This window comes from Escherichia sp. 10290, from assembly GCF_030295155.1.
GTDB lineage: Bacteria > Pseudomonadota > Gammaproteobacteria > Enterobacterales > Enterobacteriaceae > Escherichia > Escherichia coli_F.
In genome coordinates this window covers 5153055-5178098 of sequence record NZ_AP025741.1, presented here as the reverse complement: position 1 = coordinate 5178098, position 25044 = coordinate 5153055, and the positions used below count along the sequence as shown (strand labels likewise).

Sequence of the window (25044 nt, the reverse complement as noted above, 5' to 3'; positions counted from 1 at the left end):
AAATACCTGTCCTTGTAATTAGTGTGAATATTCTTCTGTAATTTCAGCAAGATCCAAAGCGTTATCTACCAGCGTGGTTATTTCCAGCAGGATATCTTCAAGAGAAGATTTAAGCGATAACGCCCCGAAAACAATGTAATACTCTTCCTCTTGCACGCTGGAGATCCCTACCGATGACAACGGCATCATCTTCTGATTTCTTAATAAGAAGGTATTAAATTCATCTGGATTGCTGATACTACTTACCGGACAAATAAAGGTTTCGATAATCATTTGGCGGGAAGTAAAAAGAATATTGATTTGCAAATCGCCATAATCATTCATTTTAATAATTAATGCGTTTTCATTATTTGTTATATCAATATTTTGTTCAGGTACAGTTTGCAGCGCCGTCGCCAGCGCCAACGGATTCCATGTCATATATTATTCCATATAAATTAAGTTTAAATATTAATAAAATGAATATTTGTAGTACGTAATTATCTTACCAGCTATAGACAAAAAAAAACCATCCAAATATGGATGGTTTTTCATAATTCAGAGAAATTAGCTACGCTGGCGTACCGCTTCAAATAAGCAAATGCCTGTCGCCACAGAAACGTTCAGCGAAGAAACACTTCCTGCCATTGGGATGCTGATCAACTCATCGCAATGTTCACGGGTCAGGCGACGCATGCCTTCACCTTCTGCGCCCATCACCAGTGCCAGCCGTCCGGTCATTTTGCTCTGATAGAGCGTATGATCCGCCTCTCCTGCCGTACCGACGATCCAAATATTCTCTTCCTGCAACATACGCATGGTGCGCGCCAGGTTAGTCACCCGAATCAGCGGAACGCTTTCTGCCGCGCCGCAGGCCACTTTTTTCGCCGTGGCGTTGAGCTGTGCGGAGCGATCTTTCGGCACAATCACCGCATGAACGCCAGCGGCGTCCGCGCTGCGCAGGCACGCGCCGAGGTTGTGCGGATCGGTCACACCGTCGAGGATCAGCAGGAACGGTTGATCGAGCGAAGCGATCAGATCCGGCAGATCGTTTTCCTGATACTGACGTCCTGGCTTCACACGGGCGATAATGCCCTGATGCACGGCACCGTCGCTTTTCTCGTCGAGATATTGGCGGTTTGCCAGCTGGATAACCACGCCCTGGGACTCAAGGGCGTGAATCAGCGGCAACAGACGTTTATCTTCACGGCCTTTTAAAATAAAGACTTCCTGAAAACGTTCAGGGGCGCGCTCCAGCAGGGCCTGCACTGCGTGGATGCCGTAAATCATTTCACTCATTAATGTACTCGTTGTTTACGTTTTGCCTGATGCGCTACGCTTATCAGGCCTACATGATCCCTGCAATGTATTGAATTTGCGTGATTATGTAGGCCGGATAAGGCGTTCACGCCGCATCCGGCATGAACAAAGCGCATTTTGTCAGCAATCTGACCCTCTTCTGTTTGAAGGGGGTAATGATCACTCTGCCACTTTTTTCTTCGCCGCACGCTTCGCTTTAGTTGCAGCGGCTATTTTCTGCGTTTTCGCCGATGGCTTTTTCGCTTTTCTCGCGTCTTTCTTCGCCGCTTTCGGCTTCGGTTTTTTCTCGCCACGGAAGGCGCTGTCTGGCTCAAAGTTTACCTTTTTACCGACCTGGCGACGCTTGCCACCTTTTTTACCTGCATCGCCTTTTTTCGCTTTCTCGCGCGCGGTTTTACCGACGTTGCGCGGTGCGCGTTCGCTGGAGATCAGGCTAAAGTCGATTTTGCGCTCGTCCATATTAACCGCTTCGACGCGCACTTCCACGCGATCGCCCAGGCGATAAGTCTGGCCGCTGGATTCACCCATCAGGCGTTGTCCTACCTGGTCAAAGCGATAGTAGTCATTGTCCAGAGAAGAGACATGGACCAGACCATCGATGAACAAGTCATCCAGGCGAACAAAGAAGCCAAAACCAGTGACGCTGGAAATCACGCCTTTAAAGACGTTACCTACCTGGTCGAGCATGAAGTCACACTTCAGCCAGTCAGCCACATCGCGCGTTGCTTCGTCGGCACGACGTTCCGCCATCGAACAGTGCTGACCCAGTTGCAGCATTTCTTCCATCGAATAATGGTAGCCGCCGGTTTCAGTGGTGTTGCCCTGATGCCCCTGCTCTTTCGCCAGCAGATACTTAATGGCGCGGTGTAGCGTCAGATCAGGATAACGACGAATCGGCGAAGTAAAGTGCGCATAGGACTGCAATGCCAGACCGAAGTGAGCGCGGTTTTCCGGATCGTAAATCGCTTGTTTCATCGAGCGCAACAGCATGGTTTGCAGCATTTCTGCGTCAGGACGGTCAGCAACCGATTCCAGCAGTTCCGCGTAGTCACGCGGTTCCGGCTTGTTACCGCCAGGCAATTCCAGCCCCAGTTCCGCCAGCACTGAACGGAAAGAGGTTATCGCTTCAGTGCTCGGCTTGTCGTGAATACGGAACAGTGCCGGTTCTTTGGCCTTCTCAACGAAACGCGCCGCCGAGATATTCGCCAGAATCATGCACTCTTCAATTAACTTGTGTGCGTCGTTACGCTGGGTCTGTTCGATACGCTCAATACGGCGTTCAGCGTTGAAAATGAACTTCGCTTCTTCGCTCTCAAACGAGATCCCGCCGCGTTCTTCACGGGCTTTATCCAGCACTTTATAGAGGTTATGCAGCTCTTCGAGGTGCTTAACCAGCGGGGAGTACTGCTCGCGCAGATCCTGATCGCCCTGCAGAATATGCCAGACTTTGGTGTAGGTCAGACGCGCGTGAGAGCTCATCACCGCTTCATAGAATTTGTAGCCCGTCAGGCGACCTTTCGACGAAATGGTCATCTCACACACCATACACAGGCGGTCTACCTGCGGGTTGAGCGAGCACAGGCCGTTAGAGAGCACTTCCGGCAGCATCGGGATAACCTGCGAAGGGAAGTACACCGACGTGCCACGGTTACGCGCTTCCCTGTCCAGCGGCGTTGGCGGACGCACATAGTAGCTGACGTCGGCAATCGCGACCCATAAACGCCAGCCGCCGCCGCGTTTTTTCTCGCAGTAAACTGCATCGTCAAAGTCACGGGCGTCTTCGCCATCAATGGTGACCAGCGGTAAATCGCGCAGATCGACACGGCCAGCTTTCGCCTCTTCCGGCACTTCTTCTTTCAGCCCGGCAACCTGTTGCTCAACAGCCTGCGGCCAGATGTACGGAATTTCATGGGTACGCAGGGCGATATCAACCGCCATGCCGGTGCCCATATTATCGCCCAGCACTTCGACGATTTTACCCACTGCTTTGGTACGGCGAGTCGGGCGTTGGGTCAGTTCAACCACCACCACAAAGCCCATCCGCGCGCCCATGATCTGATCGGGCGGGATTAAGATATCGAAGCTCAAACGACTGTCGTCAGGAACCACAAAGCCGACACCCGCTTCGGTAAAGTAGCGACCAACAATCTGGCTGGTTTTTGGCACCAGTACGCGGACAATACGCGCTTCACGGCGGCCTTTACGGTCAGCGCCCAGCGGCTGCGCCAGCACCTGATCGCCATGAATGCATGTTTTCATCTGCTCGCTGGAGAGATACAAATCATCTTTACGTCCTTCAACCCGCAGAAAGCCGTAGCCATCACGGTGGCCAATAACGGTACCTTTCACCAGGTCGAGGCGTTCCGGCAGCGCATAGCACTGACGGCGAGTAAAGACCAGTTGACCATCGCGCTCCATCGCGCGCAGGCGGCGACGCAGGCCTTCAAGCTGCTCTTCGCCTTCAATGTGCAGTTCTACCGCCAGCTCATCACGGCTGGCCGGTTTTTCACGTTTGGTTAAATGTTCGAGGATAAATTCCCGACTAGGGATGGGATTCGCGTATTTTTCAGCTTCGCGTTCCTGGAAAGGATCTTGTGACATCTCGGTTCCTCCGTTGTCATCTCTGATGAAGATTTTCGTCACTCCACCAGCAATAATTTATAAAGCGGTTGATTCTCTTCAACCAAATCGGCAAGCGTGTAGTTATCCAGTTCCGTAAGAAAACTTTGCACGGCCTTAGAAAGTGCCTGTTTCAACCGACAGGCAGGTGTAATGTGGCAAAACTCACTGCTGCAATTCACCAGCGATAAGGGCTCCAGCTCGCGCACCACATCACCAATACGTATCGCACTCGCCGGTTTACCCAGACGAATGCCGCCATTTTTTCCACGAACAGCAGTCACGTAGCCGGCACGACTAAGTTGATTGATTATTTTGACCATATGATTACGGGAGACGCCGTAGACGTCAGTCACTTCAGAAATACTGGTCATCCGCCCTTCTGGCAATGACGCCATGTAGATCAGCGCACGTAATCCGTAATCAGTGAAACTCGTTAACTGCACATCAACCTCAAAAGGGAAAGCGGGAAAAAATACATTTATATTGATGATAAACCAGCCACAAGCTGTGTCGCTAATTTATTTCAGTTCGGGGAAGGAAAAAAGCGAGGATTTAACACTGTGTCGGATAGCATAATGGCTAACCCGACACAGCAATGTATCACACTGTTAGCCCGGCAGGCAAAATATCTGCCAGGCGTACCAGAATTACGCGTCGAACGGGTCGCGCAGAATCATGGTTTCAGTACGATCCGGGCCGGTAGAGATGATATCGATCGGCACACCGGTCAGTTCTTCAATACGCTTGATGTAGTTCAGTGCCGCCTGCGGCAGACCGCTACGATCTTTCACGCCGAAGGTGGATTCAGACCAGCCCGGCATGGTTTCGTAAATCGGCTCTACACCTTTCCAGTCATCTGCTGCCAGCGGAGTGGTAGTCACTTCGCGACCATCCGGCATACGGTAAGCCACGCAGAGTTTCACCTCTTTCAGGCCATCCAGAACGTCCAGTTTGGTCAGGCAGAAGCCAGACAGGGAGTTCAGCTGTACCGCACGACGAACGGCAACGGTGTCCAGCCAGCCGGTACGACGACGACGACCCGTAGTTGCGCCGAATTCGTTACCCTGCTTGCAGAGGAACTCACCAGTTTCATCAAACAGTTCGGTCGGGAACGGACCTGCACCTACACGAGTGGAGTAAGCTTTGAGGATACCCAGAACGTAATCAACATAACGCGGGCCCAGGCCGGAACCGGTCGCCACGCCACCTGCAGTGGTGTTGGAAGAAGTTACGTACGGATAAGTACCGTGGTCGATATCCAGCAGCGTACCCTGCGCACCTTCGAACATGACGAAATCGCCACGCTGACGCGCCTGGTCGAGCAGGTCAGAAACGTCAACCACCATAGAAGTCAGGATGTCGGCAACAGCCATCGTATCATCCAGAACTTTCTGGTAATCAACCGCTTCAGCTTTGTAGTAGTTAACCAACTGGAAGTTGTGATATTCCATCACTTCTTTCAGTTTTTCAGCGAAGGTTTCTTTGTCGAAAAGGTCGCCAACACGCAGACCACGACGTGCCACTTTATCTTCATAAGCAGGCCCGATACCACGACCCGTGGTGCCGATCGCTTTCGCGCCGCGCGCTTTCTCACGCGCGTTATCCAGCGCAACGTGATAATCAAGGATCAGCGGACATGCTTCAGACAGCAGCAGACGCTCACGAACGGGGATGCCACGGTCTTCCAGTTCTTTCATCTCTTTCATCAGCGCGGCCGGAGACAGCACAACACCGTTACCGATGATGCTGGTTACATTCTCGCGGAGAATACCTGATGGAATAAGATGGAGAACGGTTTTTTCACCGTTGATTACGAGAGTATGGCCTGCGTTGTGACCGCCCTGGTAGCGTACAACATATTTAGCCCGTTCAGTCAGAAGATCGACGATCTTACCTTTACCTTCGTCACCCCATTGGGTGCCCAGTACGACGACGTTGTTACCCATTTTTCAAAATCACCGTTTGCTTAAAAATGGATTCTACCATCGCTTTTTCAGAGTTACAGCACTTTTTGCACTCAAAAATGACCTCGATCAGTCTGTTTTTTGTTCAGCCAATCGTTTTCCTCAACATGTAGTAGACCACAACGCCCGCAACCACAAGTCCACCGCCAAAACGACGTAAAATATTATCGGGCAAATTGGTCATCGCAGCGATCATCTTCTTCCATGCCTTCGGGTAAAGCATCGGCCCTAAACCTTCCAGCACCAAAACCAGGGCAAGCGCCAGCCAGATTGTCGAATTCATTCATTATCCTTATAGAAAAAGAAAACCACCGACATCCCTGAGGATGCGGTGGCTTTATTGACCTGTACCGCAGTCGTTATATTAACGCGTTGCGGAAGTCGGCGTCTTCATGTAGCGGAAGAAATCGCTGTCCGGGCTCATGACCATCACGTCCTGATTGCCGGAGAAGCTGTTCTCATAAGCACGCAGGCTACGGATGAATGCGTAGAAGTCCGGATCTTTACTGAATGCATCAGCAAACAGTTTAGCTGCTTCTGCATCGCCTTCACCACGCATGATGCGGCCCTGACGCTCAGCTTCTGCCAACGTTCTGGTCACTTCATAGTCGGCAGTCGCGCGCAGTTTTTCCGCTTCTTCCTGACCTTGTGAACGGTGACGACGTGCTACCGCTTCACGCTCGGCGCGCATACGGTTGTAGATCGCTTCAGACACCTCGGTCGGCAGGTTGATCTGCTTGATACGCACATCGACAACTTCAATACCCAGCGCCGCCATACTGTTCGGGTTGATGACCGGTACTTTACCCTTCGTCTCAGCCGTTACGCGCTCTGCCGCTTCGGCAATGGCGTTATCTGCCGCCGGGGTAGTAACTTCATCTTCTGTACCCGCAGAACCGGAGTTCAGCGCGTCACGTACTTCCAGGGTCAGACGACCACGAGAATCGGTGACGATGTCTTTCACATCCAGACGACCAATTTCAGAACGCAGACGGTCAGAGAACTTACGTTTCAACAGCACTTCCGCTTGCGAAATGTCGCCACCGCCCGTTGCCAGGTAGTAACGGCTAAAATCACTGATGCGCCATTTGATGTAAGAGTCGACGATCAGGTCTTTCTTCTCTTTAGTCACAAAGCGGTCGGCCTGGTTGTCCATGGTCTGAATACGTGCATCAAGCATTTTCACCGTTTCAATGAACGGTATCTTGAAATGCAGACCCGGCTCATAAACCAGAGGTTTGTTGTCATCGTCACGCAGTACCTTACCAAAACGCAGCGTAATACCGCGCTCACCTTCTTTGACGACAAAGACAGACATGTAAAGCACTACCAGCACGATGATGATAATCGCGATAACTGACTTACGCATCGTTATTCCCCCTGACGCTGGTAGTCGTTACGCTGCGCGTTAGCGCGGCGTTGGTCCATAATATCGCCCTGACTGGTGGACGACGTGTTGCTTGCACCACTGGTTGTGGAGGAAGAGGCTGGCGGCAGACGCAGCAGATTGCTGGCACCGTTATCGCTCTTCGCCGCAGGGGCATTGCCACCTTTCAGCATCTGGTCTAACGGCAGAACCATCAGGTTGCCACCTTTATCGTTAACCAGCACTTTGCGGGTGTTGCCCAACACTTTTTCCATCGTCTCGATATACAGACGCTCGCGGGTAATTTCCGGCGCAGCTTTATATTCCGGCAGAAGTTTAGCAAAGCGTGCCACTTCACCCTGGGCTTCCAGGATAGTCTGAGCCTTGTACGCACGCGCCTCTTCGAGGATACGTTGCGCCTGACCGTTCGCACGCGGCTGAACTTCGTTGGTATACGCTTCTGCTTCACGAATGTATTGCTGTTCGTTTTCACGCGCGGCAATCGCATCGTCAAACGCCGCTTTTACTTCTTCCGGCGGACGAGCTGCCTGGAAGTTGACGTCCAGCAGAGTGATACCCATGTCATACGGACGAATCGTCTCTTCCAGTTCGCGCTGAGTATCGCTACGAATCACGGTACGACCTTCCGTCAGAATGCGGTCCATGGTGTATTTACCGATAACCCCACGCAGGGCGCTGTCGGTAGCCTGACGCAGGCTGTCATCCGGACTGGTCACGCTATACAGATATTTTTCCGGATTGGTGACGCGGTACTGTACGTTCATCTCAACGCGCACCACGTTTTCGTCCGACGTCAGCATCACACCGGAAGCAGCCAGTTCACGCACGGCTTCCACGTTCACCGGTTTGACTTCGTCGATAAACGTCGGTTTCCAGTTCAGACCCGGCTCAACCAGATGGCTGAATTTACCAAAGCGTGTTACCACGCCGCGTTCGGCTTCTTTAATGGTGTAGAAACCACTGGCCGCCCAAATAATGACAATCGCTGCCGCTGCGATGGTAACGACACGACCGCCAAGCTGCGGGCGCGGGCCTTGCGATGAATTACCACCGCCAGATCCGGTGCCTTTACCGCCGCCCAGACCACCGAGCTTTTTGCTCAGTTTGCGGAAGATATCATCTAAATCAGGTGGCCCTTGATCGCGACCGCCTTTGTTTCCATTTCCCTCAGAGTTGCCGCCAGGTTTGCTGCTTCCCCACGGGTCGCGGTCTTGTCCGTTATTACCGGGCTGATTCCACGCCATGTTTGTGCTCCATATTTGTTATGCGGTGATCCCTGTTGTCTTTCGACGCCAGAGGATATGACTCCACGCTTCAGACGCTACGCCGTTAGATCAAGTAATCGATCAACGCCGGTTCTTGTTTGCAGAGGCGACGCCAGTCAACGATCGGCATACGAACTTGCAGACTTACGCTGCCGTCCTCCTCCATCCACTCTTTTTCTATTGCCTGAAGCTGATAAAAACGACTTCTCAGACGCCCTTCCTGCGGCGGCAGACGCAATGTATGCTGCGCCACCTCGCCGGAAAGACGCTCCGTCAAAGCCTGAAAAAGCTGTGGTATCCCCGCTCCGGTCTGCGCAGAAAGCCAGACACGGATCGGTTTGTTCTCTTCGTCCCGATCAATACGCGGTTCAAAATCTTCCAGCATATCGATCTTGTTCATCACCAGCAGGGTTGGGATCTCGTGAGCATCGATCTCTTCAAGAACCGTATTCACCGCTTCGATGTTTTCTTGTACTCGCACATCTGCCGCGTCAATGACGTGCAGCAGCAATGTGGCTTGCCGCGTCTCTTGTAACGTGGCTTTAAATGCCGCCACCAGATCGTGCGGCAGGTGGCGAATAAACCCTACGGTATCTGCCAGCACGGTTTCACCGACATCCGCGACGTCAATACGCCGCAACGTCGGGTCGAGGGTGGCAAACAACTGGTCTGCCGCATAGACCCGCGCTTCGGTGATGCGATTGAAAAGGGTAGATTTACCGGCGTTGGTATATCCCACCAGCGAAACAGTAGGAACGTCGGCTTTGATACGCGATTGCCGCCCCTGCTCACGCTGTTTTTCAACTCTTTCCAGGCGCGACTGTATCTGCACGATGCGATTACGCAACAAACGACGGTCGGTTTCGAGCTGGGTTTCACCCGGACCACGCAAACCGATCCCGCCTTTCTGTCTTTCAAGGTGGGTCCAGCCACGCACCAGGCGCGTAGCCAGATGGCGCAACTGCGCCAGCTCAACCTGCAACTTACCCTCATGGGTACGCGCACGTTGGGCGAAAATATCTAAAATAAGGCCGGTGCGGTCGATAACACGACACTCGCACAAACGCTCCAGGTTACGCTCTTGCGCCGGGCTCAGGGCATGGTCAAAAAGAACGACCGAAGCACCCGTCGCTTTGACAGCTTCCGCAATTTCAACTGCTTTACCTTCACCTACAAAATACTTTGGGTGCGGCGCTTTACGGCTACCGGTAATCACCTGCAATGCTTCGACACCGGCGGAAGAGACCAGAGATTCAAACTCCTGGAGGTCTTCCATATCTTTGTCTTGCGTAAAATAGATGTGTACCAGTACCGCCTGCTCACCAGCATCATAACGGTCAAACAAGCGTATAACCCTCTAAATAGATCAGCGGGGAACGCAGGATCGCTGGCTCCCCGTGTAAAAAAAACAGCATGAAACCTTATTCGGTTTCTTCGCTGTCCTGTTGCGCGGAAGTATTCTGCGCACTGCTACCATGATGGTAGTTACTGCTGGTACCGCCACCGGCGTTGTTACTGTGATGAGAAACCGGGCGAGACGGGACAACAGTAGAAATCGCGTGCTTGTAAACCATCTGGCTGACCGTGTTTTTCAACAGGATCACGAACTGATCAAAAGACTCGATTTGTCCTTGCAGCTTAATACCATTCACCAAATAAATAGAAACTGGAACACGTTCCCGACGCAGTGCGTTCAGGAACGGATCTTGTAAAGATTGCCCCTTAGCCATTCTCTCTTTTCCTTATATGCTTATTTGTACTTTGAACCTTTCGATTCTGAAAAAATTGCGCACGATACGTCTCAATTGTACACATTCAGCCTGCGATAGCACCAACAACCTGTAATACTTCGTCACGCGCCTGTTCTGGTTTTTCACTGTCAAGCCAGTGAACCCCTTCCCAACCACGCAGCCAGGTTATCTGCCGCTTCGCCAACTGTCTCGTGGCGCAAACACCTCGATAAACCATTTCATCGTATGAGATTTCGCCTTCAAGGTAAGACCACATCTGGCGATAACCCACACAACGAATGGAAGGCAAGTCCGTATGCAAATCTCCTCGGGCAAAAAGCGCCCGGACTTCTGCTTCAAAACCTGAAGCCAACATCTGATGAAAACGCTGCTCAATTCGTTGATGGAGCAGTTCACGGCTCGCCGGGGCGATGGCGAACTGATGCACCTGATACGGTAGAGCGTCTCCTGACGTTTGCGTCAGTTCCGTTAAAGTTTTACCCGAAATGAAAAAAACTTCCAGTGCCCGGGAAAGCCTTTGTGGATCATTTGGATGAATCCTTGCTGCCGCAACCGGATCTACCTCCTGAAGTTGACGATGCAATGACTCCCAACCTTGCTCTGCCGCCTGTTGCTCAATTCTGGCCCGTACTTCGGGGTCTGCCGACGGTAGCGGCGACAACCCTTCCAGCAATGCCTTGAAATACAACATCGTACCGCCCACTAATAGTGGGATCCGCCCCGCCGCGGTGATATCGGCCATTTCCGCCAGCGCATCGCGGCGAAAATCAGCGGCCGAATAAGCCTGCGACGGATCGCGAATATCCAGCAATCGGTGCGGCGCGGCGAGTAACTCTTCAGCGTTCGGCTTCGCCGTCCCGATATCCATCCCTTTGTAAATAAGGGCAGAATCAACGCTTATCAACTCTACTGGTAAAATTTTACGCAGCTCAATGGCTAACGCCGTTTTACCGGAGGCCGTCGGCCCCATCAAAAAAATCGCCTTAGGCAGGCTCGCCTTACTGATATCACTCATCTTTCAGGGCTTTTATCGCCGGATGTAAATCAACAGATTGTAACAGACCACCCGGCGGCGTTTTCACAAGTTGCGGACATAACCGTTCCACGTCCGCCAGCAGGGTGATGGCCTGTGCCATTGACCACTGCGCATGTTCGCTCATCAGATTTCGTGCAATCCACTGCGCAATATTGCCAGGTTCGAATACGGACTGCTTCGCCAGGTAGCCTATCAGTTCAGGAATCAAGATTTGTAAATTTTGTTGGCGTAAGGGTAAAGGCACGGCCCTGATGGTCACATACTGTGCATCGGACTGGAAATCAATACCCAATTCCGCCAGGGCAGACTGCGCTTTTTCTAATGCCGATTTTTCTTCGCCAGAAACTTTTAGCCGCAACGGAATAAGCAACGGCTGGGCGCAAACTGGCGTTTCACCCGGCGTCAACTGCGCCTGACGCAGCCAACGTTCTGCCACTGGCAGGGCTAAAAGTGAAATGTTGCCGTCGCGCTCCAGCAACGCACAGTCGGAATGGACGATAGTCAGTACCCGACCAAAACTCTGACTGTTCGCCGCAAGCGCTGGCTCCTGCGGTTCAGGTGCTTTTGGTTTTTGCATCGGCGCAGGCGTTTGCAAAAGCTGGCGATACACTTCACCTTGCTGTTTCTGGTAGCCTGGCTGCGCATTTGGCCAGGGGGCAGCCGGACGACTGCCTGAGGCGGGCGCAGGAGTGTAGCGCGGAGCTACTGGCTCACGAACTGCCGGTTCAGCAAAATGATTGCGCCCCGCCGCCACGCGGTTTTCCGGGATGGCGCGCGGTGCGGGTTGTGGTTCATCGTCCAGCGGTAGCGGCGTTTCCAGTTGCTGTTGTAGCACGCTCAGCACGCCCTGATAGATAAAGTCATGCACCAGACGCGACTGATGGAAACGCACTTCGTGTTTGGCAGGGTGCACGTTGACGTCCACCTGATGTGGGTCGATCTCCAGATACAGCACAAATGCCGGTTGCTGATCGGCCCCCAGTTTGTCTTCACAGGCCTGGCGGATCGCGTGATTGATCAGGCGATCGCGCATCATGCGACCATTCACGTAGCAATACTGAATTTCTGCCAGTGTGGGCGTGGTGTGGTTTGGATCTGCCACCCAACCGCGCAGCGTGAGATCGCCGTGCTGCCATTCAATCGCCAGCGCATGTTCGAGAAAAGCGGTGCCGCAAATCGCGCCTAAACGCCGTTCTTTTTGCCCGCCTTCCGGCACTGCGCGGTACTGGCGAACTATTTTGCCGTTATGCGACAGATTGATAGTGACGTCGAAACGCGCCAGCGCAATGCGGCGGATGATTTCATCAATATGGTTAAATTCGGTTTTCTCGGTACGCAGGAATTTGCGCCGCGCCGGGGTATTGTAGAACAGATCCAGCACTTCCAGCGTCGTTCCCACCGGATGCGCCGCCGGTTTAACCGTCACGTCCATATCGCGCCCTTCGGCATACGCTTGCCATGCCTCCTGCTGCTCTGCGGTGCGCGAAGTGAGCGTCAGACGGGAAACTGAACTGATACTCGCCAGCGCCTCACCGCGGAACCCCAGGCTGATAATAGCTTCGAGATCGTCCAGAGAGGCGATCTTACTGGTAGCATGACGCGCCAGCGCCAGCGCCAGTTCATCTTTTTTGATACCGCAGCCGTTATCACGAATGCGGATAAGTTTCGCCCCACCGCGTTCGATATCAATATCAATACGCGTCGCACCCGCATCGAGGCTGTTTTCCACCAGTTCTTTGACTACCGACGCAGGTCGCTCGACCACCTCACCTGCGGCAATCTGGTTCGCCAGTTGTGGCGGTAAGACCTGAATTGGCATCAATCATCCTTAGTTTGGCAGCGTGCGATCTGGCGTCGTCACCGTGCTGGCCGTTTGTGCCGTTGCCCCCTGCGGCGCAGATTGCATCGGATGCGCAAGGAAATAATTGCGCAGGCCTTTGTAAATGGCTTCTGCCAGCTGTTGTTGGTAATCGTCGCTCGCCAGCAAACGTTCTTCGCTGTTGTTGCTGATAAAACCGGTTTCGACCAGTACTGATGGGATATCCGGCGAACGCAGAACGCCAAGGCTGGCATGTTCTGGTCGACGTTTATGAATTTCGCCGATGCGTTGCAACTGACTGATCATACTGGTCGCCACATCATACCCTACCCGCTGGGAATGACCGAACTGTAAATCCAGCACCGCCTGGCTTAAATAGGGGTCAGACTGACTGTTCGCCAGCACATCGCCCGCTCCGCCCAGCAGCTCCGACTGTTTCTCATGCTGCTCCAGCCAGCTGGCCATTTCGCTGTTGGCGCGACGGTTAGAGAGCACCCATACGGAAGCGCCAGTCGCACTGCGGTTCGGTGCGGCATCAGCGTGAATCGAGACGAGGAAATTGGCGTTTTGCTTACGTGCCACATCGCTGCGCCCCATTACCGAGATAAAGTAATCCCCGTCACGGGTTAAAACGCCCTTAAACATCGGATCATCATTGAGTAAAGTACGCAATTTACGTGCGATGGCGATGGTGACATTTTTCTCCCGCGTACCACCAGGGCCGATAGCGCCAGGATCCTGACCGCCGTGTCCGGCATCAATAGCGATGATAATTTTATCGCCTGTGTTAGCCGTCGCGCGCGCTGCCGGACGCGTTACCGTATTACTGCTGATAACACCCGTAGTGCGGTTACTTTCCGTTTTAAACGGATTGCGCGCCGGTTCGCTGACGCGCGGTGCGACAACCGCAGGCGTTTCAACGCGCTTCGCAACCACTGGCGGCGGTGGAGGCGGTGGCGGCGCATCAGCGTTAATCGTAAAGACGACAGTGTAATTGCTACCATTCTGCCGCTTCACCGCTTCGGTTTTACCGTTTTCGGTGAGATCGACCACCAGCCGTAGCGTTTGTGCATCTTTAGGCGTTCCAGAGCGAATCGCCTTCACCAGATTATTACCGCTGAACAACAACGGTAGCCCCTGAATCACGCCCGTTTGTTTGATATCGAGCGCCACGGTGCGTTTGTTTTGATGGCTAAACGCGTAATCAGGATCGCCAGTAAAACTCAATGTTATTCGCGCCTGTTGATTACCGTTAGAAACCTGAATATCAGAGAGCGTAGCGGCGCCAGCCTGCGCGCACAGCAGCAGCAACGTCGCTACCAACCAATTTCTGATGCGATACATCATCCCGCCACCTTTCAAAGGTTAACCGGCTAAACGCGCCAGCAACAATTCACCCGCAGAGGAAACCGCACTCACGCGCGCCTCACGGCCTTGTGCCTGATAATCAATGTGTATTTCGACATCCGGGTCAGGAAGAACACCTGTACCTTGTTGTGGCCACTCCACCAAGCAGATGGCATCGTTGGCAAAATAATCGCGGATCCCCATAAACTCCAGCTCCTCGGGATCGGCAAGGCGGTATAAATCAAAGTGATACACCATTAAGTTGTCGAGCGTATAGGGTTCGACCAGCGTATAAGTGGGGCTTTTGACATTACCCTGATGACCCAGAGCCTGTAAAAAGCCCCGGCTAAAGGTGGTTTTACCTGCGCCTAAATCGCCATACAGATAGATTACGGTTGCACCATCGCAGGCTTTCGCTACCCGCTCGCCCAGGTCTAATGTTGCCTGCTCATCAGGGAGCGGAATTACTCGATTCATCATGGTTTTTATCAGTCACTTCCGGGTTAACAATACGCTGTAGCGTGGAAAAGAGATCGGTCGCCAGCATTCCGCGCGTTCCAAAACGCGCCGCCAGTACGTCAGCTGCCGTACCGTGGGCGACACAGCCCGCGCACGCTGCATCATACGGCGACAGTTTTTGCCCAAGCAATGCGCCAATAATACCAGAGAGCACATCACCCATCCCGCCGCTCGCCATGCCTGCATTTCCGGCATCAATAATGCCTAAAGCGTCAGGATGCGCGGCAACTACGGTTCCGGCACCTTTCAGCACCGCTACGCCGCCATAACGTTGTACCAGACGTTGGGCGCAATGTAAGCGGTCACTTTCAATTTCTGTTACGGAACAGCCCAACAACCGTGCGGCCTCGCCAGGATGCGGCGTGATCACGCGATTGTGACGCTTATCAGGATTGATTGCCAGCAGGTTCAATGCATCGGCATCCCATAACATCGGTTTGCGAAAATTCTCAACTTTTTGCAGGGCTTTTTTCCCCCACTCTTGCTGGCCCAGACCGGGACCAATCACCACCACATCGGCCCATTCCAGGCTTTCGGTAAGAGAGTCCATAGTCAGTTCATGCACCATCAATTCCGGTCGTGCAGTCAGCAGCGGCGCAATGTTCTCACTGCGGGTCAGTACTCGGACTAAACCAGCACCAGCACGCAGTGCCGCTTCCCCCGTCATACGAATAGCCCCCGCCGTGCCGTGATCGCCACCAACAATCACCAGCCGCCCGTGATCGCCTTTATGCGAAGTCGGGCGACGCGGTTTCAGCCAGTGAGAAAGTTGTTCTGCCGAAAACCGCTGAATTTTCGTCTCCTGACCTGCCAACCAACTGTCCAGCCCCAGCGAGTCAAAATGCAGATTTCCGGTAACATCCCGGGCTTTCCCGGTGAGCAAGCCAGGTTTCAGCGCAATAAAAGTGATGGTGTGATCGGCGTTGATTACCGCGCCTGGCGTAGCGCCAGTTTCAGCCAGCAGGCCGGAAGGGATATCAACCGCCACAATCGGCGCAGGGTGAGTATTAGCGTGGTCGATTAACTGGCTAATGGATTCGCGGGGCGCGTGCTGCAATCCGGTACCGAGCAGCGCATCAACAATCAGATCTACTGACTCGGGCCAGACAATATTCGAAGCATGGATCTCGCCTCCCGCGTTTAACCATGCATCGCGTGCCAGCGCGGCCTCTTCCAGTAACGGTTTGTCACTTTCCTGGGCCAGCAGCGTGACCTCAATGCCGACCGCTTTTGCCAGCCGCGCAATCACATAACCATCGCCGCCGTTATTGCCATGACCGCACAGCACCAGCCAGTGGCAGGCATCAGGATAAGCCGAACGACACACCTGAAATGCGGCTTCACCAGCGCGAAGCATCAGCTCATAGAGTGTAAGCCCCAGCGCATCTGCCGCCTCGCGTTCGCCGCGGCGGATATCGTCGGCGTGCCAGACGGTGTGTGGTATACTTACGGGGTTTTTCTTCATTGTATGGTCCGTCATGTCAGAGCCCCTCGATCTCAATCAGTTAGCGCAAAAAATTAAACAGTGGGGGCTGGAACTGGGCTTTCAGCAGGTAGGTATTACCGATACCGATCTCAGCGCGTCCGAGCCCAAACTGCAAGCATGGCTGGACAAACAATACCACGGCGAAATGGACTGGATGGCGCGTCACGGTATGCTGCGCGCTCGCCCCCATGAGTTATTGCCTGGTACGCTGCGCGTCATCAGCGTGCGGATGAATTACCTTCCTGCTAACGCCGCATTTGCCAGCACGCTGAAAAACCCCAAACTCGGCTATGTAAGTCGTTATGCGTTGGGCCGTGACTATCACAAACTTCTGCGCAACCGACTCAAAAAGCTGGGCGAGATGATTCAGCAACATTGTGTTTCGCTGAATTTTAGACCGTTTGTCGATTCTGCGCCTATTCTCGAGCGCCCGTTAGCTGAAAAAGCAGGTCTTGGCTGGACAGGTAAGCACTCACTTATCCTCAATCGCGAGGCCGGTTCGTTCTTCTTTTTAGGTGAATTACTGGTCGATATTCCGCTGCCCGTGGATCAACCGGTCGAGGAAGGATGCGGTAAATGCGTGGCCTGTATGACGATTTGCCCGACCGGCGCCATCGTCGAGCCATATACCGTCGATGCTCGCCGCTGTATCTCTTATCTCACCATTGAACTGGAAGGGGCGATCCCGGAAGAGCTGCGTCCATTGATGGGAAACCGTATTTACGGTTGCGATGACTGCCAGCTTATCTGCCCGTGGAATCGCTATTCGCAACTCACTAAAGAAGACGATTTCAGCCCGCGCAAACCACTACACGCACCGGAACTCATTGAGTTATTCGCCTGGAGTGAAGAGAAGTTTTTAAAAGTCACGGAAGGTTCGGCGATTCGCCGTATAGGTCACCTGCGTTGGCTGCGTAATATCGCCGTGGCATTAGGCAATGCCCCCTGGGATAAAACGATTTTGACAGCGCTGGAAAGTCGTAAAGGTGAGCACCCACTTCTTGATGAGCACATAGCGTGGGCGATTGCGCAGCAAATCGAGAGGCGAAATGCGTGCGTCGTAGAGGTACAACTACCGAAAAAACAGCGTCTGGTTCGGGTGATTGAAAAAGGGTTACCGCGTGACGCCTGATTCATCCACAGCTTGTGAATAAAAATAAAAACGCATTGCAATTCAAGGCGAATAAAATCGTCAAGTGATCGACTCGACAAAACGAGATCTTAATTTTCAACCTATATATCAATAAGTTAAAAAAATACTATTCACCGTGCGAAGTTTCTTTGAAATTAAGATTACGACATGAGGCTGTGGATAACTCTGTTTACAAGAGTTTGTCAGAGACAACAAAAACCAGCAATAACGCATCGCGTCGCTGTGGATATTTTATTGAGAGAAGAATTTGGAGCGGGAAACGAGACTCGAACTCGCGACCCCGACCTTGGCAAGGTCGTGCTCTACCAACTGAGCTATTCCCGCTTGGGTGGTCTGTGCTTTGCAGCACTTTCAAATTTTGGAGCGGGAAACGAGACTCGAACTCGCGACCCCGACCTTGGCAAGGTCGTGCTCTACCAACTGAGCTATTCCCGCTTAATCTTCGTCTTTCGAACCGCTACTGCCTTGGCTGCCTTCACTCACCTTAGTCACTTACTTTTGTAAGCTCCCAAGGATTCGTTCAGTTGCCGCCTTGTCGCAATTCGAAATACTGCGATTGGGTGGTCTGTGCTTTGCAGCACTTTTCAAATTTTGGAGCGGGAAACGAGACTCGAACTCGCGACCCCGACCTTGGCAAGGTCGTGCTCTACCAACTGAGCTATTCCCGCGTACTGCTTAATTTTGCTTTCGTAATTTTCGCATTTCTGCGTCGTTACGGGAGGCGCATTATACGAGAAATCTTTCCCTCTGCAACCCCCCTAAAAAAATTTTTTTGAGTTTTTATCTCAAGTGCTGAAATTATCAGCAAGACGTTCAATTTAGCGTCAAAATCACGCCGCCGCAAGTGGATTCCGGCGCTTACGTGACCAGGAAAAATTTTACAGCTTGATAAAATGCTCGCGGTAGTAAGCCAGTTCTGCCACCGACTCACGGATATCATCCATCGCCTGATGCGTCCCCTGCTTGGTAAAGCCGTCAAGAATTTCCGGCTTCCAGCGGCGCGCCAGCTCTTTCAGTGTGCTGACATCCAGATAACGGTAGTGGAAGTAGGCTTCCAGCTCCGGCATGTATTTAAACAGGAAGCGACGATCCTGGCCGATGCTGTTACCGCAAATCGGCGATTTTCCCGCAGGCACCCACTGTTTTAAGAATTCGAGCGTTGCCAGTTCAGCTTCACGATCGCCCATTGTGCTCGCTTTCACGCGCTCCACCAGCCCGCTGGCGGTATGGGTGCGCACGTTCCAGTCATCCATCAGCGCCAGCTGTTCATCAGACTGGTGTACTGCAATGGTCGGCCCTTCTGCCAGAATATTCAGGTTGGCATCGGTCACCAGCGTGGCAATCTCAATAATGCGATCGCGCTCGGGATCCAGACCGGTCATCTCAAGATCGATCCAAATCAGGTTGTTTTCATTGGCACTCATGCTATTTTCCACCCATTCACAGTGACTATATTGATCCACAATTGCGTGTATCATAGATGTTTTGCCCATCAGGGGCGACCAGGAGTCAGTACGATTGAGTAAAAATAAACTCTCCAAAGGCCAGCAGCGCCGCGTGAACGCCAATCACCAGCGTCGTCTTAAAACGTCTAAGGAGAAGCCCGACTACGACGACAATCTGTTTGGCGAGCCTGATGAAGGTATCGTCATCAGCCGCTTTGGTATGCACGCTGATGTGGAATCCGCCGATGGCGACGTTCACCGCTGCAATATTCGCCGTACCATCCGTTCGCTGGTGACCGGCGATCGCGTAGTCTGGCGTCCGGGTAAACCGGCGGCAGAAGGCGTAAATGTCAAAGGGATCGTGGAAGCGGTGCATGAGCGCACCTCAGTGTTGACGCGCCCGGATTTCTACGACGGTGTGAAACCCATTGCTGCCAACATCGACCAGATTGTCATTGTCTCCGCGATTTTGCCGGAGCTGTCGCTCAATATTATCGACCGTTACCTGGTGGCCTGCGAAACCTTGCAGATTGAGCCGATTATTGTGCTCAACAAGATAGACCTGCTGGACGACGAAGGCATGGAATTCGTCAACGAGCAGATGGATATCTACCGCAATATCGGTTATCGCGTATTGATGGTTTCCAGCCATACTCAGGATGGACTGAAACCGCTGGAAGAGGCGTTGACCGGGCGCATCAGTATTTTTGCCGGGCAGTCTGGCGTCGGCAAATCCAGCCTGCTGAACGCGTTGCTGGGGCTGCAAAAAGAGATCCTGACCAACGACGTCTCGGATAACTCGGGGCTTGGTCAGCACACCACGACTGCCGCGCGGCTGTATCACTTCCCGCACGGCGGTGATGTGATTGATTCCCCAGGTGTGCGTGAGTTTGGTCTCTGGCATCTGGAACCGGAACAAATTACTCGGGGTTTTGTCGAATTCCATGACTACTTAGGTCTGTGTAAATATCGCGATTGCAAACACGATACCGATCCGGGCTGCGCTATCCGGGAAGCAGTTGAGGAAGGGAAAATCGCGGAAACCCGTTTCGAAAACTATCACCGTATTCTGGAAAGCATGGCGCAGGTAAAAACGCGTAAAAACTTTTCTGATACGGATGACTGACAATTAAGCTAACCGTCGTTAGAATCGTCCCCTTTTTTTCAGGATCCGGCATGTAGGCCGGATCAGGAACGACAAAACAATGGCCTGGAGGCTACCTTGTTAAATTCATTTAAACTTTCGCTACAGTACATTCTGCCGAAATTATGGCTTACTCGCCTGGCGGGTTGGGGCGCAAGCAAGCGGGCAGGATGGCTGACAAAACTGGTTATCGATCTGTTCGTTAAATACTACAAGGTCGACATGAAAGAGGCGCAAAAGCCGGACACCGCCAGCTACCGCACCTTTAACGAATTCTTTGTCCGTCCGCTGCGTGACGAAGTACGCCCAATCGATACCGATCCTAATGTACTGGTCATGCCTGCCGATGGCGTTATCAGCCAGTTAGGTAAAATCGAAGAAGATAAAATCCTGCAAGCTAAAGGCCACAACTACAGCCTCGAAGCTCTGCTGGCAGGGAACTATCTGATGGCGGATCTTTTCCGTAACGGTACGTTTGTGACCACTTACCTCTCTCCGCGTGACTACCACCGCGTGCACATGCCGTGCAACGGTATTCTGCGTGAGATGATCTATGTGCCGGGCGATCTCTTCTCCGTTAACCATCTCACCGCTCAGAACGTGCCGAATCTGTTTGCCCGTAACGAACGCGTGATCTGCCTGTTCGATACCGAATTTGGCACGATGGCGCAGATTCTGGTCGGGGCGACGATTGTTGGCAGCATTGAAACTGTCTGGGCGGGCACCATTACGCCGCCGCGCGAAGGCATCATCAAGCGCTGGACCTGGCCTGCCGGAGAAAACGACGGTTCAGTGGCGCTGCTGAAAGGCCAGGAAATGGGTCGCTTTAAACTCGGCTCTACCGTTATCAACCTGTTTGCACCGGGTAAAGTTAATCTGGTTGAGCAACTGGAAAGCCTGTCTGTCACGAAAATTGGTCAGCCGCTGGCAGTATCTACCGAAACCTTTGTTGCGCCAGACGCAGAACCTGCCCCGCTTCCTGCCGAAGAGATCGAGGCAGAACACGACGCCAGCCCATTGGTTGACGACAAAAAAGACCAGGTCTAATCCATCAAAGGAAACGCTGACGTGCGCCTGATTATCACTTTTCTGATGGCCTGGTGCCTCAGTTGGGGGGCGTACGCCGCGACGGCCCCCGATAGTAAACAAATCACCCAGGAACTGGAGCAGGCAAAAGCGGCGAAACCCGCGCAGCCGGAAGTCGTAGAGGCACTCCAGTCCGCCTTAAATGCGCTTGAGGAACGAAAAGGTTCCCTTGAGCGCATCAAGCAATATCAAGAAGTCATTGATAATTACCCGAAACTTTCCGCTACTCTGCGCGCGCAATTAAACAACATGCGTGACGAGCCGCGCAGCGTATCGCCGGGAATGTCTACCGACGCGCTGAATCAGGAAATTCTCCAGGTCAGCAGCCAGTTGCTGGATAAGAGCCGTCAGGCCCAGCAGGAACAGGAACGTGCCCGCGAGATTGCCGATTCGCTGAATCAATTACCGCAACAGCAAACCGACGCTCGCCGTCAGTTGAATGAAATCGAGCGGCGGCTGGGAACACTTACCGGCAATACCCCGCTTAATCAGGCACAAAATTTCGCGTTGCAATCTGACTCTGCACGACTGAAGGCGCTCGTTGATGAACTGGAATTGGCGCAGCTGTCTGCCAATAACCGCCAGGAATTAGCGCGTTTACGCTCAGAGCTGGCGGAAAAAGAGAGCCAGCAGCTGGATGCATATTTGCAGGCCTTGCGTAATCAGTTGAACAGCCAACGTCAGCTTGAGGCGGAGCGGGCGCTGGAAAGCACCGAACTTCTGGCGGAAAACAGTGCCGATTTGCCGAAAGATATCGTCGCGCAATTCAAAATTAACCGCGAGCTGTCGGCGGCGTTGAATCAACAGGCGCAGCGGATGGATCTCGTTGCCTCGCAACAGCGTCAGGCTGCCAGCCAGACGTTACAGGTCCGGCAGGCGTTGAATACGCTGCGTGAACAATCACAATGGCTGGGATCGTCCAACCTACTCGGTGAAGCGTTGCGGGCGCAGGTGGCACGGCTGCCGGAAATGCCAAAACCACAACAGCTTGATACCGAAATGGCGCAGTTGCGTGTGCAACGGTTACGTTATGAGGATCTGCTCAATAAACAGCCGCTGCTACGGCAAATCCATCAGGCAGACGGTCAGCCGCTGACCGCCGAGCAAAACCGTATTCTGGAAGCACAGCTACGCACTCAGCGTGAGTTGCTGAACTCATTGTTGCAGGGTGGTGACACGTTACTGCTGGAGCTGACCAAGTTGAAAGTCTCCAACGGGCAACTGGAAGATGCGCTGAAAGAAGTGAATGAAGCGACGCACCGCTACCTGTTCTGGACTTCTGACGTGCGCCCGATGACCATCGCCTGGCCGCTGGAGATCGCTCAGGATCTGCGTCGTCTCATTTCGCTGGACACCTTCAGTCAGTTGGGCAAAGCCAGCGTAATGATGCTGACCAGCAAAGAGACGATTTTGCCGCTGTTTGGCGCGTTGATTCTGGTCGGTTGCAGTATTTACTCACGCCGCTATTTCACCCGTTTTCTTGAACGTTCGGCGGCGAAAGTCGGCAAAGTGACTCAGGATCACTTCTGGCTGACGTTGCGCACCCTTTTCTGGTCGATTCTCGTCGCATCACCGCTACCGGTGCTGTGGATGACGCTGGGTTACGGCTTGCGCGAGGCGTGGCCTTATCCGCTGGCGGTCGCAATTGGTGATGGCGTAACGGCCACCGTACCGCTGCTGTGGGTAGTGATGATTTGCGCCACCTTTGCCCGTCCGAACGGCTTGTTTATCGCTCATTTCGGCTGGCCACGCGAACGGGTTTCCCGGGGGATGCGTTACTACCTGATGAGCATCGGGCTTATTGTGCCGCTGATTATGGCGCTGATGATGTTCGATAACCTCGACGACCGTGAATTCTCCGGTTCGCTGGGACGGCTTTGTTTTATCCTCATTTGCGGTGCGCTGGCGGTGGTCACCCTCAGCCTGAAAAAGGCCGGCATTCCGTTGTATCTCAACAAAGAAGGCAGCGGCGACAACATTACCAACCATATGCTGTGGAACATGATGATTGGCGCGCCGTTGGTTGCCATTCTGGCGTCGGCGGTGGGTTATCTGGCAACGGCGCAGGCGCTGTTAGCGAGGCTTGAAACCTCGGTTGCCATCTGGTTCCTGCTACTGGTGGTTTATCACGTTATCCGCCGCTGGATGCTGATCCAACGCCGCAGGCTGGCGTTTGACCGGGCGAAGCATCGCCGGGCAGAGATGTTAGCGCAGCGTGCGCGTGGCGAAGAGGAAGCGCATCATCACAGTAGCCCGGAAGGGGCAATTGAAGTCGATGAAAGTGAAGTCGATCTCGATGCCATCAGTGCACAATCCTTGCGGCTGGTGCGCTCAATCCTGATGTTGATCGCCCTACTTTCAGTCATTGTGCTGTGGTCAGAAATCCATTCCGCTTTCGGCTTCCTCGAAAATATTTCGCTGTGGGATGTCACTTCCACGGTACAGGGCGTGGAAAGCCTGGAGCCGATTACCCTCGGTGCGGTGCTAATTGCCATTCTGGTGTTTATCATCACCACGCAGCTGGTGCGCAACCTGCCCGCGCTGCTGGAACTGGCGATTTTGCAGCACCTCGATTTAACGCCGGGTACCGGCTACGCCATCACCACCATCACCAAATATCTATTGATGCTGATTGGCGGGCTGGTAGGTTTCTCGATGATTGGTATTGAGTGGTCGAAATTACAGTGGCTGGTCGCCGCGCTCGGTGTTGGTCTGGGCTTTGGTTTGCAGGAAATTTTCGCCAACTTTATCTCTGGCCTGATCATCCTGTTCGAAAAACCGATTCGCATTGGCGATACGGTGACGATCCGCGATCTCACCGGTAGTGTGACGAAAATTAACACCCGCGCCACCACCATCAGCGACTGGGACCGCAAAGAAATTATCGTGCCGAACAAGGCGTTTATTACCGAGCAGTTTATCAACTGGTCGCTCTCTGACTCGGTCACGCGCGTGGTGTTGACGATTCCGGCCCCTGCCGATGCCAACAGTGAAGAAGTGACGGAAATCCTGCTCACCGCAGCGCGTCGCTGCTCGCTGGTGATCGACAACCCGGCGCCGGAAGTCTTCCTGGTGGATCTGCAGCAGGGGATTCAGATTTTCGAGCTGCGTATTTACGCCGCTGAGATGGGTCACCGTATGCCGCTACGCCATGAGATCCACCAGCTGATTCTGGCTGGCTTCCACGCCCACGGTATCGATATGCCATTCCCGCCCTTCCAGATGCGTCTGGAAAGCCTCAACGGTAAACAAACGGGGAGAACATTAACTTCTGCGGGCAAAGGTCGTCAGGCAGGAAGTTTGTAAGGTCTTTGTGGCCGGATGAACCCATCCGGCTCACAAGCAAAACTGATAGCGCAGAAAAAACTGCCACAACCAGTAGCCGAAAATAGCCAGGGCGGTGGCGTACATAAACCAGCCGCGTTTTTTTCGCCACAAAGCGAACCAGAGAAAAGGGAAAAAGAGCGGTAACGTCATTATCACACCGACATCGCGAGTATCGTCATCTTCGAGATACATCAAAACATCACAGACGTTGTTAATCCCGCGTCCATCAATCATCCACTCTTTGTCCAGCGCGGAGGTAATGGTTATCCAGAGGAACGCCACAATGAACCAGATGCAGCACAAGACAAACATGCGCGCACTCATGAGATAATCGGTCGCTTAATTTCGCTATAGCGCATACGAAATCCCGCTAATTCCCTGTCATTGCGCCCTA

General features: G+C 53.1%; 22 protein-coding genes and 3 tRNA genes. 4 read left to right on the top strand and 21 right to left on the bottom strand.

The annotated features are described in order from the left end of the window. Nucleotides 1-18 precede the first annotated feature (18 nt). From QUE74_RS25740 to nnr, 15 genes are all read right to left on the bottom strand, one after another. Nucleotides 19-420 (bottom strand): YjfI family protein, encoded by a 402-nt coding sequence (locus QUE74_RS25740; protein ID WP_000220118.1) that lies wholly within the window; start codon nt 418-420, stop codon nt 19-21. A gap of 126 nt (nt 421-546) precedes the next feature. Next, nucleotides 547-1278: a 23S rRNA (guanosine(2251)-2'-O)-methyltransferase RlmB gene (gene rlmB / locus QUE74_RS25735; RefSeq protein ID WP_001293282.1), complete on the bottom strand. Its 732-nt coding sequence runs from the start codon at nt 1276-1278 to the stop codon at nt 547-549. Nucleotides 1279-1458: 180 nt separating this feature from the next. Beyond that, nucleotides 1459-3900, bottom strand: a complete 2442-nt coding sequence (gene rnr, locus QUE74_RS25725) for a ribonuclease R (RefSeq protein ID WP_286331876.1) — start codon at nt 3898-3900, stop codon at nt 1459-1461. Nucleotides 3901-3938: 38 nt separating this feature from the next. Further along, complete coding sequence (nsrR, locus tag QUE74_RS25720; protein WP_001177639.1) at nt 3939-4364, bottom strand: nitric oxide-sensing transcriptional repressor NsrR; 426 nt, start codon at nt 4362-4364, stop codon at nt 3939-3941. 204 nt (nt 4365-4568) lie between these two features. Continuing rightward, nucleotides 4569-5867, bottom strand: coding sequence for an adenylosuccinate synthase (gene purA / locus QUE74_RS25715; protein ID WP_000527955.1), 1299 nt, complete (start codon nt 5865-5867; stop codon nt 4569-4571). Between the two features lie 103 nt (nt 5868-5970). Then, nucleotides 5971-6168: a DUF2065 domain-containing protein gene (locus QUE74_RS25710; protein ID WP_001089292.1), complete on the bottom strand. Its 198-nt coding sequence runs from the start codon at nt 6166-6168 to the stop codon at nt 5971-5973. Nucleotides 6169-6249: 81 nt separating this feature from the next. Beyond that, nucleotides 6250-7254, bottom strand: a complete 1005-nt coding sequence (hflC, locus tag QUE74_RS25705) for a protease modulator HflC (RefSeq protein WP_001232412.1) — start codon at nt 7252-7254, stop codon at nt 6250-6252. 2 nt (nt 7255-7256) lie between these two features. Continuing rightward, on the bottom strand, nt 7257-8516 hold the full coding sequence (gene hflK / locus QUE74_RS25700; RefSeq protein WP_000312477.1) for an FtsH protease activity modulator HflK: 1260 nt from the start codon (nt 8514-8516) through the stop codon (nt 7257-7259). 85 nt (nt 8517-8601) lie between these two features. Then, nucleotides 8602-9882 (bottom strand): ribosome rescue GTPase HflX, encoded by a 1281-nt coding sequence (gene hflX, locus QUE74_RS25695; RefSeq protein WP_000460360.1) that lies wholly within the window; start codon nt 9880-9882, stop codon nt 8602-8604. A 76-nt stretch (nt 9883-9958) separates the two neighbouring features. Next, the gene (hfq, locus tag QUE74_RS25690) at nt 9959-10267 is read right to left on the bottom strand and encodes an RNA chaperone Hfq (RefSeq protein WP_001051883.1); all 309 of its coding nucleotides are present in this window, start codon (nt 10265-10267) and stop codon (nt 9959-9961) included. Between the two features lie 85 nt (nt 10268-10352). Beyond that, nucleotides 10353-11303, bottom strand: a complete 951-nt coding sequence (gene miaA, locus QUE74_RS25685) for a tRNA (adenosine(37)-N6)-dimethylallyltransferase MiaA (protein ID WP_001280345.1) — start codon at nt 11301-11303, stop codon at nt 10353-10355. Then, on the bottom strand, nt 11296-13143 hold the full coding sequence (gene mutL / locus QUE74_RS25680; protein WP_001355096.1) for a DNA mismatch repair endonuclease MutL: 1848 nt from the start codon (nt 13141-13143) through the stop codon (nt 11296-11298). The genes miaA and mutL overlap by 8 nt, the downstream gene beginning before the upstream one ends. Nucleotides 13144-13152: 9 nt before the next feature. Then, entirely contained in the window at nt 13153-14490 is a 1338-nt protein-coding gene (gene amiB, locus QUE74_RS25675; RefSeq protein ID WP_000990284.1) for an N-acetylmuramoyl-L-alanine amidase AmiB, read from the bottom strand. 18 nt (nt 14491-14508) lie between these two features. Continuing rightward, entirely contained in the window at nt 14509-14970 is a 462-nt protein-coding gene (gene tsaE, locus QUE74_RS25670; protein ID WP_000981977.1) for a tRNA (adenosine(37)-N6)-threonylcarbamoyltransferase complex ATPase subunit type 1 TsaE, read from the bottom strand. Continuing rightward, nucleotides 14942-16489, bottom strand: coding sequence for a bifunctional ADP-dependent NAD(P)H-hydrate dehydratase/NAD(P)H-hydrate epimerase (nnr, locus tag QUE74_RS25665; protein ID WP_001355095.1), 1548 nt, complete (start codon nt 16487-16489; stop codon nt 14942-14944). The genes tsaE and nnr overlap by 29 nt, the downstream gene beginning before the upstream one ends. Here nnr and queG point away from each other — a divergent pair. Beyond that, complete coding sequence (queG, locus tag QUE74_RS25660) at nt 16488-17627, top strand: tRNA epoxyqueuosine(34) reductase QueG (RefSeq protein ID WP_001294196.1); 1140 nt, start codon at nt 16488-16490, stop codon at nt 17625-17627. The two genes, nnr and queG, sit on opposite strands and share 2 nt — an antisense overlap. On the opposite strand, the gene QUE74_RS25655 is transcribed toward queG, so the two are convergent. The 5 genes from QUE74_RS25655 to orn form a co-directional block, all read right to left on the bottom strand. Next, nucleotides 17610-17663 carry a hypothetical protein gene (locus tag QUE74_RS25655; RefSeq protein WP_010723271.1) on the bottom strand — a complete coding sequence of 18 codons (54 nt, stop codon included), beginning with the start codon at nt 17661-17663 and terminating at the stop codon, nt 17610-17612. The two genes, queG and QUE74_RS25655, sit on opposite strands and share 18 nt — an antisense overlap. A 233-nt stretch (nt 17664-17896) precedes the next feature. Next, nucleotides 17897-17972, bottom strand: a tRNA-Gly gene (locus QUE74_RS25650). A gap of 35 nt (nt 17973-18007) precedes the next feature. Then, nucleotides 18008-18083 (bottom strand) — tRNA-Gly (locus QUE74_RS25645). A 157-nt stretch (nt 18084-18240) separates the two neighbouring features. Next, nucleotides 18241-18316 (bottom strand) — tRNA-Gly (locus QUE74_RS25640). A gap of 210 nt (nt 18317-18526) precedes the next feature. Beyond that, entirely contained in the window at nt 18527-19072 is a 546-nt protein-coding gene (gene orn, locus QUE74_RS25635) for an oligoribonuclease (protein WP_001295188.1), read from the bottom strand. 94 nt (nt 19073-19166) lie between these two features. Here orn and rsgA point away from each other — a divergent pair, with 94 nt between their 5' ends. From rsgA to mscM, 3 genes are all read left to right on the top strand, one after another. Beyond that, on the top strand, nt 19167-20219 hold the full coding sequence (gene rsgA / locus QUE74_RS25630; RefSeq protein WP_000041977.1) for a small ribosomal subunit biogenesis GTPase RsgA: 1053 nt from the start codon (nt 19167-19169) through the stop codon (nt 20217-20219). 96 nt (nt 20220-20315) lie between these two features. Next, the gene (gene asd, locus QUE74_RS25625) at nt 20316-21284 is read left to right on the top strand and encodes an archaetidylserine decarboxylase (protein ID WP_000934932.1); all 969 of its coding nucleotides are present in this window, start codon (nt 20316-20318) and stop codon (nt 21282-21284) included. A gap of 21 nt (nt 21285-21305) precedes the next feature. Then, nucleotides 21306-24629, top strand: a complete 3324-nt coding sequence (gene mscM / locus QUE74_RS25620; RefSeq protein ID WP_001236835.1) for a miniconductance mechanosensitive channel MscM — start codon at nt 21306-21308, stop codon at nt 24627-24629. Nucleotides 24630-24659: 30 nt separating this feature from the next. Here mscM and QUE74_RS25615 read toward each other — a convergent pair whose 3' ends face one another. Continuing rightward, nucleotides 24660-24974: a YjeO family protein gene (locus tag QUE74_RS25615; RefSeq protein WP_001276175.1), complete on the bottom strand. Its 315-nt coding sequence runs from the start codon at nt 24972-24974 to the stop codon at nt 24660-24662. Nucleotides 24975-25044: the final 70 nt, after the last annotated feature.

Coding starts and splice junctions, on each gene's coding strand:
- hflK (WP_000312477.1), bottom strand. CDS start 8,516: ATGGCGTGGAATCAGCCCGGTAATAACGGACAAGACCGCGACCCGTGG.
- mutL (WP_001355096.1), bottom strand. CDS start 13,143: ATGCCAATTCAGGTCTTACCGCCACAACTGGCGAACCAGATTGCCGCA.
- hflC (WP_001232412.1), bottom strand. CDS start 7,254: ATGCGTAAGTCAGTTATCGCGATTATCATCATCGTGCTGGTAGTGCTT.
- QUE74_RS25710 (WP_001089292.1), bottom strand. CDS start 6,168: ATGAATTCGACAATCTGGCTGGCGCTTGCCCTGGTTTTGGTGCTGGAA.
- queG (WP_001294196.1), top strand. CDS start 16,488: ATGTCAGAGCCCCTCGATCTCAATCAGTTAGCGCAAAAAATTAAACAG.
- rnr (WP_286331876.1), bottom strand. CDS start 3,900: ATGTCACAAGATCCTTTCCAGGAACGCGAAGCTGAAAAATACGCGAAT.
- amiB (WP_000990284.1), bottom strand. CDS start 14,490: ATGATGTATCGCATCAGAAATTGGTTGGTAGCGACGTTGCTGCTGCTG.
- nnr (WP_001355095.1), bottom strand. CDS start 16,489: ATGACGGACCATACAATGAAGAAAAACCCCGTAAGTATACCACACACC.
- orn (WP_001295188.1), bottom strand. CDS start 19,072: ATGAGTGCCAATGAAAACAACCTGATTTGGATCGATCTTGAGATGACC.
- QUE74_RS25615 (WP_001276175.1), bottom strand. CDS start 24,974: ATGAGTGCGCGCATGTTTGTCTTGTGCTGCATCTGGTTCATTGTGGCG.
- miaA (WP_001280345.1), bottom strand. CDS start 11,303: ATGAGTGATATCAGTAAGGCGAGCCTGCCTAAGGCGATTTTTTTGATG.
- tsaE (WP_000981977.1), bottom strand. CDS start 14,970: ATGATGAATCGAGTAATTCCGCTCCCTGATGAGCAGGCAACATTAGAC.
- purA (WP_000527955.1), bottom strand. CDS start 5,867: ATGGGTAACAACGTCGTCGTACTGGGCACCCAATGGGGTGACGAAGGT.
- rlmB (WP_001293282.1), bottom strand. CDS start 1,278: ATGAGTGAAATGATTTACGGCATCCACGCAGTGCAGGCCCTGCTGGAG.
- hfq (WP_001051883.1), bottom strand. CDS start 10,267: ATGGCTAAGGGGCAATCTTTACAAGATCCGTTCCTGAACGCACTGCGT.
- QUE74_RS25740 (WP_000220118.1), bottom strand. CDS start 420: ATGACATGGAATCCGTTGGCGCTGGCGACGGCGCTGCAAACTGTACCT.